Below are 15,281 nucleotides of genomic sequence, written 5' to 3'. Positions count from 1 at the left end.
GGCACCCGTCGAGGTGCCCGGCCGCTGCGCGCCCCGCCCGGCTCAGTCGGCCGGCGGCAGCGCCAGCCACTCCTGCCAGGTCAGGTCGCGCCCGATCAGCCGCGGCCGGGTGAACGGCCAGTCCTCGGCGATCCAGCGCGGCACCAGGGCGTCCAGGGCCGCCTCCAGCTCGCTGCCGACCCGGTCGTCCACCACCCACCAGGAGATCTCGGCGTCGGCGCCGGCCCGCTCCGGCGGGTCGATGTAGACGCAGCCCAGCAGCGCGGTGTTCGCGTCGTCGAACAGCGCGTAGTTGAAGGACTGGTGGGCCTCCATCTCGCGGGCGTGCCGCTCCAGGTCGGCCAGGTCCGCCTCGAAGGTGATGGTCGCCGCGGGCCAGCCCCAGGCCTCGCCGTAGATCGACCACAGCCGCTCGCGCGAACCCATCACGGCGGGGTGGTCGAGCTCCGTGTCGCTCCCCGCGATCGGCCGCAGGTGGAAGCCCCCGGGCACCGGTACCCGGAGGGGATGGACGAAGTCAGCAGGCAGCCAGGTCATGGCGGGGAGGCTAGCCGAGCCCCGGTCCGCCGCGCACCCGCTTATCGGACCGGGGCCCGGCCGGCGCACGGCCTGAGCCGAACAGGTGATCCACCGGCCGTTCGAACGGTTTCCTGACGCTCCGTCTCCTTACGGTGGCCGGGCAGAGCCGTCGGTCGCGCACGACTCCCCGTGCCGCGGGACGGCAGACGAAGGGGAGCCTTTGATGGCACGTAAGGTCCTGGGCGCGCTGCTGCCCGCGGTGGTGCTGGCGTTCGGTGCGGCGGCGGTGCCGGCGGTGGCCGCCGTCCCGGTGGAGGAGCCGCAGTGCGGCCCGGCCTCGCTCAGCCGGCTGGACGGCCTGATGGCCGAGCTGGACGCCAGGGCGGCCGCCGGGCAGGCCGGGCAGGCGCAGTACTGGTACGTCGACCCGCAGGCCTGCAGGCTCGGGGTGGCGGTGCTGCGCGGCGCGGACGACGAACGCACCGAGGGGTTCGTCGGCGCCGCGACCGCGGTCGCCGGCCAGAGCGCGCTGACCACGCTGACCGAACTGGACACCCCGGTGGTCCGCCGGATCGCCCTGGTGACCGCACCCGACGACTCCATCGCCCGGATGCCCGGCACCCTGCACGGCGGCAGCGTTATCTACAGCGGCACCTCCGGCACGGTCTACCAGTGCACCAACGGCTTCAACAACTACCGGGCCGGCACCACGACCACCGCCGGGCACTGCGCCGACGCGGCCAAGACCTGGTACGACGCCAAGGGCAACAAGATCGGTTCGGTGTCCGCCGGCAACTGGCGCTTCCCCGGCTCGGACTGGGCCGTGATCACCCCGGTCGCGGGCTGGACCCTGCCCAACGACGTGGTCGGCGACGAGGAGGAGATCACCGCCTTCGGCAAGGCCACCCTGGGCGAGCCGGTCTGCGGCCGGGGCTCCACCACCGGGACCCAGTGCGGCACCGTCACCGCCCTCAACGTCACCGTCAACTACCCGGACGGCCTGGTCAGGGGCCTGGTGCGGAGCAGCCAGAGCGGCGGCGAGGGCGACTCCGGCGGGCCCGTCTACCACGGCGGCACGGGCCTCGGCCTGATCAGCGGCGGCCCGGCCAACGGCTCGACCACGTTCTTCCAGCCGATGAACTTCTGACCACCGGGGCACGGTCCGCGCCGTCGCGCCCCGCGCGGCGCGGGCCACCCGGACGGGCGCACACTGAAGGGGAGGGCGACCGTGCGCGCCGGGCCGGCCCCAGGGCGGGCGCGCAGGTCCACGACCCAGGAGGTGGCCGACGTGAGAACCCTGGTCGGATGGCACATCGAGATGGAGTTCGAGGAGGACGGCGACCGGACCAAGGCCGCCGCGATGGTCCGGCTGGCGGACGGCACCGAGGTCCGCGCCCACGGCTACAGCACCCGCCACCGCTCGGACAGCCCGCAGCTGCGGGTCGGCGAGGAAGTGGCCGGCGCCAGGGCGCTCAACGACCTCGCCATGCAACTGCTGACCAAGGCCCACGACGAGATCAAGTCGACGGTGCGGGCCCCGGACTACCCGCTGATGTGACGCCCGCCGAGCCGCCCGCGGCCGCCGCGCCCGCGACGGGACGGCCGTGGGCCCGGGCACGCTCCGCCCGGCGGACCGCCGGCCCCATCGCGGCGCCCGCCAGCGCGAACACCGCCCCCAGCACCAGCCACCCCGGCGGACCCCAGCCCAGCACCAGCGTGGTCAGCAGCAGCGGCCCGATCGTCCGCGCCACCGCCACACCGGAACCGAAGAACCCCTGGTACTGACCCTGCCGGTCGGCCGGTGCCAGCCCGAAGCCGATCTCCCAGGCGCCCGAGGCAAGCAGCATCTCGCCCACCACCTGCAGCCCCGTCGAGGCCAGCAGCACCCCGGCCGCCGCCCACGCCCCGCCGTCGGAGGCCGACAGCGCGAACCCGCCGCAGCCCGCCGCCAGTGCCAGCCCCGCGTACCGGACATACCGGACCGCGGTGGCGAGGCCGTCCACCCGCCGGGCCACCCGGACCTGGAACAGCACCACGCTCAGGGTGTTGAGCATCAGCAGCGCCGCCGCCGTCCACCCGGGCGCCGCCGTCCGGCCCGCGATCCACAGCGGCAGGATCAGCGACAGCAGCGGCATGTAGAGCAGCAGCACCGCGTTGACCAGCGACACCAGTGCGTACGGGCGGTCCCGCAGGACGGCCAGCCGCGGCTCGCCGGCGGCCGCCGCCGGGGCCGGCGCGACGGCCGGGAGCCGGGCCAGCAGCACGGCGGACACCAGGAAGCTCAGCGCGTCGACGCCCAGCACCGCCAGGTACCCGGCCGTGGTGTCGAAGCGCAGCGCCACCCCGCCGAGGGCCGCGCCGACCGCGAGCCCGGCGTTGACCGTCGACTGCAGATGGGCCCGTACCTCGGTCCGCCGGGCGGGCGGCACCAGCCCGGCCAGCAGCGCCTGGCGGGCCGCCGCCAGCCCGCTCTGCGCGCAGGCGTACAGCACGGCCGCGGCCAGGAACACGGCGTACGCGCGGGCGGTGAGGAACAGCCCGACCGAGCCCGCCGTGGCGACCGCGAGCAGCGCCGCCACCCCGCGCGGACCGCGCCGGTCGGCCAGGTGGCCGAGCGGCACCCCGGCGAAGGCGCCGACCGCCCAGCCCAGGGTGAGCCCGAACCCGATCTGCGGCGCCGTCAGCCCTACCACCCGGCTGAAGTACAGCGCCGAGCAGACCAGGAACGCGCCGTCGCCCAGCGCGTTGGTCAGCTGCGCGGCGGCCAGCCGTCTGGCCGGCCCCGCCGGCGGTAGCAGTCCCGCACCCATCCGCGCCCCCCTCGACGGTCGGGCCCCGCACCCCGGGGCCGCTCCGACCCTAGGGCACGGCACCGACAGTCCGGGCCCGAACGGGCGCCGAAGCGACGGCGGACGGGCGGCGGACGGGCCGTCAGGCGGAGCCGGCCAGCTCCGCCAGCGGGACGGCCGGGTCGGTCAGCCGGTCCACGGCGACCTCGCGGCCGGAGCGGACCAGGTCACGGATCGGGTCGGTGACGTCCCAGACGTTGACGTTCATCCCGGCGACCACCCGGCCGCCGGACAGCCAGAACGCGATGAACTCCCGGGCCGCGACGTCGCCGCGGAACACCACCCGGTCGTAGCCGCCCGGCTCGGCCAGCCCGGTGTACTCCATCCCGAGGTCGTACTGGTCGGTGAAGAAGTACGGCACCCGGTCGTACACCGCCTCCCGGCCGAGCATCGAGGCCGCCGCCACCTTCGGCTGGTTGAGCGCGTTGGCCCAGTGCTCGACCCGGACCGGGCGGCCGTACAGCGGGTGGAAGGCGTTGGCGACGTCGCCCGCGGCGAACACGTCCGGGTGCGAGGTGCGCAGGTGCCGGTCGGTGCGCACGCCGTTGTCCACCTCCAGGCCGGCCGCCTCGGCCAGCGCGGTGTTCGGGCTGATCCCGACCCCCACCACCACGGTGTCGGCCGGGACCAGCGTGCCGTCGTCCAGCCGGACGCCCTCGGCGGACAGCTCGGCGACCTGGACCCCGAACCGCAGGTCCACGCCGTGCGCCCGGTGCAGGTCGGCGAAGACCTGGGCGACCTCCCGGCCGAGCACCCGCAGCAGCGGCAGCTCCGCCACCTCCAGCACGGTGACCTCGGCCCCGGCCGCCCGGGCCGCGGCGGCGGCCTCCAGCCCGATCCAGCCGGCCCCGACGATCGCGATCCGGGCGCCCGGCCGCAGCGCCGCGCGCAGCCGGTCACTGTCACCGACCCGCCGCAGGTACACCACCTCGGGGCGGTCCCCGCCGGGCACCGGGATCCGGCGCGGCGCCGAACCGGTGGCGAGCAGCAGCTTGGACCAGCCGAGCCGGCTGCCGTCGGCCAGCGTCACGGTACGGGCGGCCGGGTCGATCGCGGTGGCGGCGGTGCCGAGCCGCAGATCCACCCCGTGTTCGGCGTACCACTCGGCCGGATGGACGAAGATCTTCTCCCGCTCGGTGCCGCCCTGCAGATAGCCCTTGGACAGCGGCGGCCGCTCGTACGGGCGCTCCGGTTCGTCGCCGACCAGCACCACCGGGCCGTCGAAGCCCTCCTCACGCAGTGCTTCGGCGGCCTTGGCCCCGGCCAGGCTTGCGCCCAGGATGACGTATGAGGTGTCCATAGCCGGATCCCTACCCCGTGATCCCCGCGCCCATCACCACCGCTCACCCCCGTCGGCCCGCCCGCCCCCGCCGCAATCCCGCCCCGGCGACCGGACACGGCCTAGGCTGAACCCGCTGGGGCCGGTCCGGCGACGCCGATCCGGTGCGGGCGGTCGCACGGGCCGCGGAACCGGAAGGAGCGGCTGGCGAATGGGTGATCCGACGGGCGAGAAGACGGTCAGGGTGCGCTGCGTACCGGGTGCGCCGTGCTGGGTCAGCCTGACCGCCAGGGACCTCGACCTGGCACAGGCGTTCTACGGGCCGCTGCTCGGCTGGACCTTCGAGCCGGGCCCGGACCGCTGGGGCCGCTACCTGCGGGCCGTGGTCGACGGCGTCGAGGTGGCCGGCCTCGGCGTGATCGGCGGGGACTGGGACGTGCCGGTGGCCTGGACGATCATCTTCGGCACCGAGAGCGCGGACCAGTCCGCCGACGGCGTCCGCGAGCGCGGCGGCACGGTCGCGGTCGGCCCGCTGGCCTTCGACGCCGGGCGGATCGTGCTGGCCTCGGACTCGGCCGGCGCGGCCTTCGGGATCTGGGAGGGCGAGACCGCCGACGAGACGTGGATGGCGGAGCCCGGCACGCCGTCCTGGATCGAGCTGCGCACCGCCGACCCGTTCGCGGCGGCGCTCTTCTACGGCGAGGTGTTCCGCTGGGACGGGCGGGACCCGGCGCACTTCGAGGTCCGCTACGAGCACGAGCGGGTGGTGCTGAGGGTGGAGGGCCGCAGTGTGGCCGCGCTGCGCGGGGCGGAGGAGGGGCTGGGCCCGCACTGGGAGGTGTTCTTCGCGGTGCGGGACACCGAGGAGGCGGTCCGTCAGGCGGTCGAGCTCGGCGGCAAGGTGGCCGGGGACCCGGTGGACACCCCGTACGGCCGGGTGGCCCGGCTGAGCGACCCGGAGGGCGGGCTCTTCTCGGTGATCAGCCCGCTCGGCTGACCTCCCGCCGGTCGGCCGACCGCGCCCTTGCGCAGCGCCGCCGCTCAGTGCCGCAGCCCGGCGAACAGCCGGTGCATCGCCTCCGGCAGCTCGTCCGGCACGGTGACCGGGTGCTCGAACTCGAAGCGGGCGTCGAGGAGTCGGCCGGACGGTCCGGTGTCCTCCGGGCCGCCCTGCGGATCGCCGATCAGCCGGACCCGCAGTCCGAAGCGGTCGAGGGCGACCGGTGCGACCTCGCGGAGCGCGCCGACCGGGCCGGGCCAGGCGTGCCGGGCGGTCCGCCGGGCCAGCGCGCGGGCGCCGAGCAGGGCCAGCTGGTCGGGGTGGGCGGCGGCCAGGTGCTGGAGCAGACAGGCCTCGTCGCCCGCGATCGGGTCGGGCGCGGCGACGGCGAAGGCGCCGAGGTCGATGCAGCAGTCGGCGCCCCACAGGTCCTCGACCGCCAGGTGGTCGAGCTCGAGGCGCAGCAGGGCGTGGCCCGCCGGGCCGCGGTGCGGGAAGAGCTGCTCGATCCGGTCGGGCCCGCCGGCGGGCAGCAGGGTCAGCCGGCCGTGGGCGTGGGCCCGGGCGCGGATCCGCTGGGGGACGGCGACCGGGGCCACATCGACGGCCTCCAGCTCGGCCGGGACCTCCTCCTCGCGGGAGAGCGCCACCACCCGGTGCAGCGGCGAGGGGCTCTCCACCAGGACGGCGAGCGCACCGTCGGGCAGCGCCGCGCAGCTGACCAGCGGGGGGATGCCGGGCCGGTTCACCAGGTCGATCCCGGGGACGTCGGCCACCACGGAGGAGGCGAACTGCAGGATCGTGCGGGCGCGTTCGGCGGCGGTGGGCGCGGTGCGCCGGGGCGCGGGCCGGTCGGCGACGCGGGCTGGCCGGTTTTCGGCGTGGGGCATCCGTCCTCCTCGTCTCTTAGGTGAGCCTAACCTAAGAAGGTGGGCGGCGGGAAGGAGGCCGGGCCGAGTGGTCAGAGTGGCTTGCGGGCCTCGATCAGGAACCGGGTGGTGTGGGCCAGGAACGGTCCCTCGGCCCGGATCCGCGCATCCAGCTCCCGCAGCCGCTCGCGGTACTGCTCCACGGTGAAGCCCGGCACCATCCAGATCACCTTCCGCAGGAAGTACACCACCGCGCCGATGTCGTGGAACTCCGTGCGCAGCGACTCGAACCGCAGGTCCACCACCTCCAGCCCGGCCGCCTCGGCCGCCGCCCTGGCGTCGTCGGGGTGCCGGCCGCGGCGCACCTCGGCCGGCTGCGGGCCGAGGAAGAACTCCACCAGCTCGAACACGCTGGACGGGCCGACCTGTTGGGACAGGTAGCAGCCGCCCGGCCGGAGCACCCGGGCGATCTCCTGCCACCACACCGTCACCGGGTGCCGGCTCACCACCAGGTCGAAGGCGGCGTCGGCGAACGGCAGCGGCGGCTCGTCCGGGTCGGCGACGACCACGGCGCCGAGCGGGTGCAGCAGGGCGGTGGCCTTCGCGACGTTCGGCGGCCAGGACTCGGTGGCCACCGTGGTCGGCGGCAGCTTCGGCGTACCCGCCAGCACCTCGCCGCCGCCGGTCTGGATGTCCAGCGCGGCCGCGGCCAGGGCCATCCGCTCGCCCATCAGCCGCTGGTAGCCCCAGGACGGGCGCTGCTCGGTGGCCCGACCGTCCAGCCAGGAGAAGTCCCAGCCGGCCACGGACACCGCTTCGGCCTCGGCCACCAGGTCGTCGAAGTCTCGCTCCATGGGGCGATCCTCGCACCCGGCCCGTTCGTGGGCCAATGAATTGCGGGTGCCCGTGGGCGGTGGCCCGGTCAGCGGGGCCGGCCGCCGCCGGGCACCAGCAGTCCCAGCTCGTAGCCGGCCGCCACCGCCGAGGCCCGGTCCTTGACCTCCAACTTGGCGTAGACGTGCAGCAGGTGGGTCTTGACGGTGGCCTCGCTGATGAACAGCCGGGCGGCCGCGTCCCGGTTGGTCGCGCCGCCCGCGACCAGCTGCAGCACCTCCAGTTCCCGGGCGCTGAGCACCTCGGGCGCGGGTGCGCGGACCTGGCCGAGCAGCTTGGCGGCCACCGTCGGCGAGATCACCGAGGCGCCGCGCGCCGCCGACCGGACGGCGTGGAACAGCTCCTCCCGGGCCGCGTCCTTGAGCAGGTACCCGGTCGCCCCGGCCCGCACCGCGGGCAGCACGTCACCGTCGGTGTCGTAGGTGGTGAGCACCAGCACCCGGGCGGTCAGGCCGCGCTCGGCCATCGCGCGGATCGCCGTGACACCGTCCATCCGGGGCATCCGCAGGTCCATCAGCACCACGTCCGGGCGCAGTGCCTCGGCCAGCACCAGCGCCTCGGCGCCGTCCGCGGCCTCGCCGGCCACCTCGAAGCCGGGCGCGGCGGCGAACATGCCGCGCAGGCCGTCCCTGACCACCGGGTGGTCGTCCACGATGAGCAGCCTGACCGGCCGGTCCGCGTCGATCGGCATCCCTGTCATCCGTTCCCCCTGCCGGGCTCCGGAACGGTCACCGACACGGTGGTGCCGAGGCCGGGTTCCGTCTCCAACTCGACGTGTCCGCCGAGGTCCTGGGCGCGCCGCCGCATCGCGGTGAGCCCGAATCCGCCGCCCTCGGCGCGGGACGCGGCGGCACGGGCCGGGTCGAGGCCGCGGCCGTCGTCGCGCACGTCCAGGGTGATCTGGCCGGGCAGGTACGAGAGGGTGACCCCGACCCGGGTGGCGTCCGCGTGCCTGGCCACGTTGGCCAGCGACTCCTGGGTGGCGCGCAGCAGCGTCACCTCGACCTGCGGGTGCAGCGGGCGGGGGTCGCCGGTGACGGTCAGTGCCACGGTCGGGGTGCTGCGGCGGCGCCACCGGTCGACGGCCTCGGCGAGTGCCTCCGGCAGCTCGGCCCGCTCCAACTCCTGCGGGCGCAGGGCGTGGACGGCCCGCCGGGCCTGGTCGAGGCTCTCCCGGGCGAGCCGGGCGGCGCTGTCCAGGTGGTGGCCGACCAGTGCGGGGTCGGCGCCCTGTTCGCGAGCGCCGTCGGCGGCCTGCAGCTGGGTGACGATGCCGGCCAGTCCCTGGGCGACGGTGTCGTGGAGTTCACGGGCCAGCCGCTGCCGTTCCTCGGTGATCCCGGCCTCCCGCGCCTGGGTGAGCAGTTGGGCCTGCAGGCCGGCGTTCTCGGCCAGCAGGGCGGTCAGCCGCCGGTTGGCGTCGGCGAGTTCGGCGTTGGCGGCCTTGCGGCTCAGGCTCAGCCGGTCGGTCACGCCGTTCAGTGCGACGATCACCCCGGCCACCACCAGGTTGAACGACAGCACCGCCAGCAGGCTGCCGAACTCCCGCCAGGTGCCCGGGAGTACGCCACCGACCTGGGCCAGCGAGCCGGGCAGGGCGGCCACCAGCACGCCCGCGATCCGGGGCCGGCCGGCCGGCAGGTGGTGCACGGCGTGCAGGTAGCCGGAGAAGGCGAAGAAGCCGAAGTAGGGGTTGCAGAGCACCAGCAGCACGGTCAGCGCGACCAGTACGGTGAAGTGCGCGGGCCCGTGCCAGCCGCGGCGGCGGCCCGGCGGCAGCCGGTCGAGCGCCGCCCGGACCAGCAGCCACAGGGCGGCGGCGCCGGCGGCCGCCAGGGTCACCGCCGCCGGGCGGGCGGTGGGTACCGGCACGATCAGCGCCAACGCCAGCGAGACCAGCAGCGCGACGTACGCGAGCGGCGTGAGCGCCCGGTCGAGCCGGCGCTGCCACATGCCGAGCACGGCCTCCCCCGCGGGGTCGGCCGTGGACGGGTCCGGCCCGGCCGGCGCAGTGATCACTCCCACCGGAACAGCTTCGCAGCGCCGGCGCCCGCGACGAGCGCGAACACCGCCAGTGTGACCAGGTGCACGCCCTGCGGAAGGTGTCCGTTCCAGGTGTCCTGGAGGGCCTGGACGGCGGCGCCGCTCGGGGTGAGGTCGCCGATCCGGCTGAGCAGCCCGGGGGTGAACGCGCGGGGGATCCAGATGCCGGAGAAGAACATCAGCGGGAAGAGCAGCATCGCCCCGATCGCGTTGCCCGCCTTCGCGGACGGCGCCACGGCCGCGACCAGCAGCCCGAGCGCGAACAGTGCCGCCACGGTGAGGGCGAAGGCCAGCACGAACCCGGGCAGCTGCCGCGGCAGCGGCACCCCGAAGGCCAGGCCGGCCGCGCCGACCAGCAGCAGCGAGACCACCGAGACCGCCAGGTAGAGGGGGAGCAGCGCGCCGAGCACCAGCACCGGACGGACCGGGCTCGCCGACAGCCGGCGCAGCACCCCGCGTTCGCGGTAGCCGGCCAGCACCGGCGGCAGGCCGTTCATGGCCAGGGTCAGCACGCTGAACACCGCCATGATCGGGGCGTACAGCTGGAGGGTGCTCATACCGTGCAGGTCGGCGGAGCGTTCGCGCAGGGCGGGGATCGAGCCGAGCACGCCCATCAGCAGCACCGGGAAGGCGAGGCCGAAGAACGCGGTGGCGGGGTCGCGCAGGAACAGCCGGGTCTCGACGGCGGCCAGGCGGCGCAGGGCACGGGCGGTGGCGGCGCCGGTGCCGGCGGTGTCGGCGGTGCTGGCGGTGCTGGTCATCACGGGCTCCGAAGGGTGGGTGAGGGGTGGTCAGTTGAGGTGGTCGCGGCCGGTCAGCGCGACGAAGGCGTCGTCCAGGCTGCGCTCGTGGATCCGCAGGCCGGTGACGACGAGGCCGCGGCCGGCGAGCAGCCGGGTGACCTCGTCGGCGTAGCCGCCGGTGCCGGTGACCTCGATCCGGCCGGCCCGTTCGGTCACGGTGGCCACCCCGGGCAGTCCGGCGAGCAGGGCCAGTTCGAGCGGGGCGGTCGGCCGGAAGCTCAGGGTCCCGGCCACCCCGGCGCGGGCGATCAGCTCCTGCGGGGTGCCGGCGGCCACGATCCGGCCGCGGTCCAGCACGGCGGCGCGGTCGCACAGCGCCTCGACCTCGTCCATGAAGTGCGAGACCAGGACCACCGTCACGCCGCTGTCGCGGACCTGGCGGATCAGCTGCCAGGTCTCCCGCCGGGCCGCCGGGTCGAGACCGGTGGTCAGCTCGTCCAGGAACGCCACCTCCGGCCGGCCGACCAGGGCGAGCGCGATGAACAGCCGCTGCTTCTGCCCGCCCGAGAGCTTGCCGAACGGCGTACGGCGCAGCTCGCCGAGGCCCCAGCGGGCGGCCAGGTCCGCCACGTCGTGGGCCCGGGGGTAGAAGGAGGCGTACAGCTCCAGCGCCTCGCCGACCCGCAGTGCGTCCTGCAACTGGGCCTGCTGGAGCTGGACGCCGATCCGGGCGCGCAGCCGGTGCGCCTGGCGGACCGGGTCGAGCCCCAGCACCCGGACGGTGCCGCCGTCGGCCCGGCGCAGGCCCTCGCAGCACTCCACGGTGGTGGTCTTGCCGGCCCCGTTGGAGCCCAGCAGGCCGAAGATCTCGCCCTCGGCGACCTGGAAGTCGACCCCGTCCAGGACACCGCGCCCCCGGTAGGCCTTGCGCAGTCCCGCCACCTCGATGACCGCCACGGCCACCACCCCTTGCTGTCCCCGTCCGCCCGGCGCCTTGCCGTGCTCCGAGCTTCCCGCGCGGGGGCAGGGCGGCTCATCGACCGTCCGGCGGTGGTTCGTGGCGGCGGTGGTGGAGGGGCATCAACCGATCGGTTGATGCCGGGCGGGCCGACCAGGTGCGGGACGGGCCGCCGGCTCAGCCGGGGTGACGGTCGTTCAGGATCTTCTGGAACAGCACGTGGTCCCGCCACTCGCCGTCGATCAGCAGGAACTTCGGCGCGGTGCCGATCACCTGGAACCCGCTCTTGACCAGCACCCGCTGGGAGCCGGGGTTGTCGGTGGCCGCGCCGGCCTCCAGCCGGTGCAGCCCGTGCTGCTGGTCGGCGGCCCGGGCCACCAGCGTCACGGCGGCGCCGGCCAGGCCGCGCCCGACGTGGCCGGCGTCGATCCAGTAGCCGAGGTTGGCGCTGTGCAGCGGGCCGCGCACCACGTTGGAGAGGGTCACCGCGCCGATGATCTCCTCGGCGTGGGTGAGCACGTACGGGTACTGGCGGCCGGTCTCGCGCTGCTCCAGCTGGTCCCGCAGCCGGGCCGCCTGCCCGGCCGGGGTGAAGAACTCCTCGTCCCGCCGGGGGTCCCAGCGGCGCAGGTGCTCGCGGTTGCGCAGGAAGGCGCGGAGCAGGGCGGCCGAGTCGTCCTCGGCAACCGGTCGCAGCTGGACGTCAGGTGCGACCGCGATGGCGTGGAACATCATCGGATCACCGTACCGGCGAGGAGACCCGGATCACACCGCGGCCCCGGCACCCAGCATCCGCAGCACCAGCACCGCGTACCGGCGGCCCAGCTCCTCCGGGGACTCCGTGCTGCGCTCGGTGTACCACCGGGACACGTCGATGCCGAGCGAGGTGACCGCCCGGGCGGCGGTGCGCTGGTCGGGCACCTCGAAGACGCCCGCGGCCACCCCCCGCCCGATGATCCGCCGAACCGTTTCCTCGATCCGGATCCGCAGCTCCGCCACGGCCGCGAAGGTCTCCTCGGGCAGTGCGTGCAGCTCGTTGTTGACGATCCGGCCGACCGTGTGGCCGCGGGCGTGCCAGACCGTGAAGTCCTCCACCAGGCGCCGCATCTGCTCCACCGGGTCGCCGCTCGCCGCCTCGGCCCGCTCGACCAGGTCGAAGGTGGCCTGATGCCCGGTGCGGCTGATCTCGGCGAGCAGCGCCGCCTTGGACGGGTAGTGGATGTAGAGCGCCGCCGGGCTCATCCCGGCGGCCGTCGCGATGTCGCGGGTGGTGGTGGCGTGGTACCCGCGCCGGGCGAAGGACTCCACCGCCGCGAGCAGCAGGCGCCGGGGGGCCTCGGTCGCCTCTCCGGGCCACAGGCCGGCGGTCGCCAGTTCGTTCATAGGACCAATCCTCGCAGAGGGATCACGGGCCGGGCGGCTCGGCCTGTTGACAGTGTGGCCCGCCCCCAAGATGCTGAGCAAGCGCTTAGTCACCCCATCGAAAGGTACGGCGATGACCTCCTCCCTCAAGGGCCAGGTGGCCGTGGTCACCGGAGCCAGCCGGGGCATCGGCCTCGGCATCGCCCGCGAGCTCGTCCAGCGCGGCGCCAAGGTCTGCATCACCGCCCGCAGCGCCGAGCCGCTCGACGACGCGGTCCGCGACCTCGGCGGCGCCGACCACGCCCTCGCGGTGGCCGGCAAGTCCGACGACCCGGCCCACCAGGAGGAGGCCGTCACCCGCACCATGGAGACCTTCGGCCGGCTCGACCTGCTGGTCAACAACACCGGCGTCAACCCGGTCTACGGCCCGGTGCTGGACACCGACCCGGCCGCCGCCGCCAAGATCATGGCGGTCAACGTGCTGGCCCCGCTGGCCTGGACCCGCCTCGCCCACGCCGCCTGGATGGGCGAGCACGGCGGCGCCGTCGTCAACGTCGCCTCCATCGCGGGCATCCGCGCCTCCAAGGGCATCGGCATGTACGGCGTCAGCAAGGCCGCCCTGATGCGGCTCACCGTCGAACTCGCCGCCGACCTCGGCCCCGACATCCGGGTCAACGCGGTCGCCCCCGCGATCGTCAAGACCAAGTTCGCCGAGGCCCTGTACGAAGGCCGCGAGGAGAAGGTGATCCGGGCCTACCCGCTCGGCCGGCTCGGCGTCCCCGAGGACGTCGCCGGGGCCGTCGCCTTCCTGCTCTCCGCGGACGCCGCCTGGATCACCGGCCAGACCCTGGTCGTCGACGGCGGCGTGACGCTGGGCGGCGGACTGTGAGCGCCCACGACGGGCGCACCGTCGTCGTCACCGGCGCCGGCCGCGGCATCGGCGCCGCCCTCGCCACCGCCTTCGCCGCCGAGGGCGCCCGGGTCGTGGTCAACGACCTCGACACCGACGCGGCCGAACAGGTCGCGGCCCGCCTCGGCGCGCTCGCCGCCCCCGGCGACGCCGCCACCGCCGACGGCATCGCCGCGCTGCTCGCCGCCGCCCGCAGCGCGTACGGCCGCGTCGACCTGTACTGCGCCAACGCCGGCGTCGCCCCGCAGGGCGGGGCCGACGCCGCCCCCGAGCTCTGGGCCCAGGCCTGGGAGGTGAACGTGATGGCCCACGTCCGGGCCGCCGAGCAGCTGCTGCCCGAGTGGCTGGAGCGCGGCGAGGGCCGGTTCCTGTCCACCGTCTCGGCCGCCGGGCTGCTCACCATGCTCGGCTCGGCCCCGTACGCGGTCAGCAAGCACGGCGCGCTGGCCTTCGCCGAGTGGCTGTCCGCCACCTACCGGCACCGCGGGGTGCGGGTGCACGCGCTGTGCCCGCAGGGCGTGCGCACCGACATGCTGACCTCGACCGGCGCGATCGGCGAGGCCCTGCTCGGCGCGGACGCGATCGAGCCCGCCGCCGTCGCCGCCGAGGTGCTGCGGGCCGTCGAGGCCGAGGAGTTCCTGATCCTCCCGCACGCCGAGGTGGCCGACTACTACGCCGCCCGCGCCACCACCCCGGACCGCTGGCTGAACGGCATGAACCGCCTCCAGCAGGGCCTCGAACAGGGCCCGGCCGCCGTCCGCACCCCCGAAGGGAGCCACTCGTGAAGGCCTGGCAGGTCGGCGGACTCGGTGAGCCCGCCGAGGTGATGCGGATCGCCGACGGCATACCCCGGCCGGTGCCCGCCGAGGGACAGCTGCTGGTCCGGGTCCGGGCCGCCGCCGTCAACTTCCCCGACGCGCTGATGTGCCGCGGCCAGTACCAGGTCCGCCCGCCGCTGCCGTTCACGCCGGGCGTCGAACTCTGCGGCGAGCCCGCCGAAGGCCCGTACGCGGGCACCCGGGTGATCGGCACCGCGCTGCTGCCCGCCGGGGCGTTCGCCGAGTACGCGCTGATGGATGCCGCCGCGGTCCTCCCCGCGCCCGAGGCGCTGGACGACGCCGAGGCCGCCGCCCTGCACATCGGCTACCAGACCGCCTGGTTCGGGCTGCACCGGCGGGCCGCCCTGGCCGCCGGCGAGACGCTGCTGGTGCACGCCGCGGCGGGCGGCGTCGGCAGCGCCGCCGTCCAGCTCGGCAAGGCCGCCGGGGCGAGGGTGATCGGTGTCGTCGGCGGCGCGGCGAAGGCCGCCGTGGCCCGGGAACTGGGCGCGGACCTGGTGATCGACCGGCACGAACGGGACTTCGTCGCCGCGGTCAAGGAGGCCACCGGCGGCCGCGGGGCCGACGTGGTCTTCGACCCGGTCGGCGGCGACGCCTACACCGGCTCCACCAAGTGCGTCGCCTTCGAGGGCCGGATCGTCGTGGTCGGCTTCGCCGGCGGCACCATCCCCGCGCCGAGCCTCGGCCACGCCCTGGTGAAGAACTACTCGCTGCTCGGCCTGCACTGGGGCCTCTACAACACCCACGACCCGCAGGCCGTCCGGCACGCCCACCGCGAGCTCACCGAACTCGCCGCCAAGGGGGTGGTCCGCCCGCTGGTCAGCGAGCGGCTGCCGCTGGAGCGCGCCGCCGAGGGAGTCCAGCGGGTCGCCGACGGCCTGAGCACCGGACGGATCACGGTTCAGCCGTAGCCCAGAGGGGGGGGGGGCGCCCGGGCGCGCCCCCCCCCCCGGCGGGCCGGCCCCCCCGCCGCCCCCCCCCGCCCCCCGCCCCCCGCGCGGCAAGACACCCCTCCA

General features: G+C 75.5%; 17 protein-coding genes. 6 read left to right on the top strand and 11 right to left on the bottom strand.

Annotated features, from left to right (window positions below):
- Nucleotides 1-42: 42 nt before the first annotated feature.
- Entirely contained in the window at nucleotides 43-537 is a 495-nt protein-coding gene (locus tag AB0D08_RS37225) for a hypothetical protein (protein ID WP_033825020.1), read from the bottom strand.
- A gap of 205 nt (nucleotides 538-742) precedes the next feature.
- Between AB0D08_RS37225 and AB0D08_RS37220 the strand changes: the two genes are divergently transcribed.
- Together AB0D08_RS37220 and AB0D08_RS37215 are read left to right on the top strand one after the other, a co-directional pair.
- Nucleotides 743-1,666, top strand: coding sequence for a S1 family peptidase (locus tag AB0D08_RS37220; protein WP_051814127.1), 924 nt, complete (start codon nucleotides 743-745; stop codon nucleotides 1,664-1,666).
- A 171-nt stretch (nucleotides 1,667-1,837) separates the two neighbouring features.
- Nucleotides 1,838-2,077, top strand: a complete 240-nt coding sequence (locus AB0D08_RS37215) for a DUF1876 domain-containing protein (RefSeq protein ID WP_051814128.1) — start codon at nucleotides 1,838-1,840, stop codon at nucleotides 2,075-2,077.
- On the opposite strand, the gene AB0D08_RS37210 is transcribed toward AB0D08_RS37215, so the two are convergent.
- Both AB0D08_RS37210 and AB0D08_RS37205 read right to left on the bottom strand, forming a co-directional pair.
- Entirely contained in the window at nucleotides 2,037-3,329 is a 1,293-nt protein-coding gene (locus tag AB0D08_RS37210) for an MFS transporter (protein ID WP_359894763.1), read from the bottom strand. The two genes, AB0D08_RS37215 and AB0D08_RS37210, sit on opposite strands and share 41 nt — an antisense overlap.
- Nucleotides 3,330-3,450: 121 nt before the next feature.
- On the bottom strand, nucleotides 3,451-4,668 hold the full coding sequence (locus AB0D08_RS37205; RefSeq protein WP_359894761.1) for an FAD-dependent oxidoreductase: 1,218 nt from the start codon (nucleotides 4,666-4,668) through the stop codon (nucleotides 3,451-3,453).
- A gap of 190 nt (nucleotides 4,669-4,858) precedes the next feature.
- Here AB0D08_RS37205 and AB0D08_RS37200 point away from each other — a divergent pair, with 190 nt between their 5' ends.
- Nucleotides 4,859-5,644, top strand: a complete 786-nt coding sequence (locus AB0D08_RS37200) for a VOC family protein (RefSeq protein WP_051811916.1) — start codon at nucleotides 4,859-4,861, stop codon at nucleotides 5,642-5,644.
- Nucleotides 5,645-5,688: 44 nt separating this feature from the next.
- Here the strand turns inward: AB0D08_RS37200 and AB0D08_RS37195 are convergent, their stop codons facing one another.
- The 8 genes from AB0D08_RS37195 to AB0D08_RS37160 all read right to left on the bottom strand — a co-directional run bounded on the left by AB0D08_RS37195 (nucleotide 5,689) and on the right by AB0D08_RS37160 (nucleotide 12,537).
- Nucleotides 5,689-6,537 carry a hypothetical protein gene (locus tag AB0D08_RS37195; protein WP_051811917.1) on the bottom strand — a complete coding sequence of 283 codons (849 nt, stop codon included), beginning with the start codon at nucleotides 6,535-6,537 and terminating at the stop codon, nucleotides 5,689-5,691.
- 71 nt (nucleotides 6,538-6,608) lie between these two features.
- On the bottom strand, nucleotides 6,609-7,370 hold the full coding sequence (locus AB0D08_RS37190) for a class I SAM-dependent methyltransferase (RefSeq protein ID WP_359894758.1): 762 nt from the start codon (nucleotides 7,368-7,370) through the stop codon (nucleotides 6,609-6,611).
- Between the two features lie 68 nt (nucleotides 7,371-7,438).
- On the bottom strand, nucleotides 7,439-8,110 hold the full coding sequence (locus AB0D08_RS37185; protein WP_359894757.1) for a response regulator transcription factor: 672 nt from the start codon (nucleotides 8,108-8,110) through the stop codon (nucleotides 7,439-7,441).
- The gene (locus AB0D08_RS37180; RefSeq protein ID WP_149037971.1) at nucleotides 8,107-9,435 is read right to left on the bottom strand and encodes a sensor histidine kinase; all 1,329 of its coding nucleotides are present in this window, start codon (nucleotides 9,433-9,435) and stop codon (nucleotides 8,107-8,109) included. Before AB0D08_RS37180 ends, AB0D08_RS37185 begins: the two co-directional genes overlap by 4 nt.
- Nucleotides 9,426-10,214, bottom strand: coding sequence for an ABC transporter permease (locus AB0D08_RS37175; protein WP_359894755.1), 789 nt, complete (start codon nucleotides 10,212-10,214; stop codon nucleotides 9,426-9,428). Before AB0D08_RS37175 ends, AB0D08_RS37180 begins: the two co-directional genes overlap by 10 nt.
- A 30-nt stretch (nucleotides 10,215-10,244) precedes the next feature.
- On the bottom strand, nucleotides 10,245-11,153 hold the full coding sequence (locus tag AB0D08_RS37170; RefSeq protein ID WP_359894753.1) for an ABC transporter ATP-binding protein: 909 nt from the start codon (nucleotides 11,151-11,153) through the stop codon (nucleotides 10,245-10,247).
- 178 nt (nucleotides 11,154-11,331) lie between these two features.
- Complete coding sequence (locus AB0D08_RS37165) at nucleotides 11,332-11,889, bottom strand: GNAT family N-acetyltransferase (RefSeq protein ID WP_359894751.1); 558 nt, start codon at nucleotides 11,887-11,889, stop codon at nucleotides 11,332-11,334.
- A gap of 30 nt (nucleotides 11,890-11,919) precedes the next feature.
- On the bottom strand, nucleotides 11,920-12,537 hold the full coding sequence (locus AB0D08_RS37160) for a TetR/AcrR family transcriptional regulator (RefSeq protein WP_033818738.1): 618 nt from the start codon (nucleotides 12,535-12,537) through the stop codon (nucleotides 11,920-11,922).
- Between the two features lie 112 nt (nucleotides 12,538-12,649).
- On the opposite strand from AB0D08_RS37160, the gene AB0D08_RS37155 reads away from it, so the two are divergent.
- From AB0D08_RS37155 to AB0D08_RS37145, 3 genes are read left to right on the top strand one after another with little or no spacing between them, the layout of a single operon-like run.
- Nucleotides 12,650-13,405 carry an SDR family oxidoreductase gene (locus tag AB0D08_RS37155; RefSeq protein ID WP_033818739.1) on the top strand — a complete coding sequence of 252 codons (756 nt, stop codon included), beginning with the start codon at nucleotides 12,650-12,652 and terminating at the stop codon, nucleotides 13,403-13,405.
- Nucleotides 13,402-14,211, top strand: coding sequence for an SDR family NAD(P)-dependent oxidoreductase (locus AB0D08_RS37150; protein ID WP_033818740.1), 810 nt, complete (start codon nucleotides 13,402-13,404; stop codon nucleotides 14,209-14,211). The genes AB0D08_RS37155 and AB0D08_RS37150 overlap by 4 nt, the downstream gene beginning before the upstream one ends.
- Complete coding sequence (locus AB0D08_RS37145) at nucleotides 14,208-15,176, top strand: NADPH:quinone oxidoreductase family protein (protein WP_033818741.1); 969 nt, start codon at nucleotides 14,208-14,210, stop codon at nucleotides 15,174-15,176. Before AB0D08_RS37150 ends, AB0D08_RS37145 begins: the two co-directional genes overlap by 4 nt.
- Nucleotides 15,177-15,281: the final 105 nt, after the last annotated feature.

This window comes from Kitasatospora sp. NPDC048540 (genome assembly GCF_040651175.1).
Classification (GTDB): Bacteria; Actinomycetota; Actinomycetes; order Streptomycetales; family Streptomycetaceae; genus Kitasatospora.
This window is presented reverse-complemented; position numbering and strand designations above follow the sequence as displayed.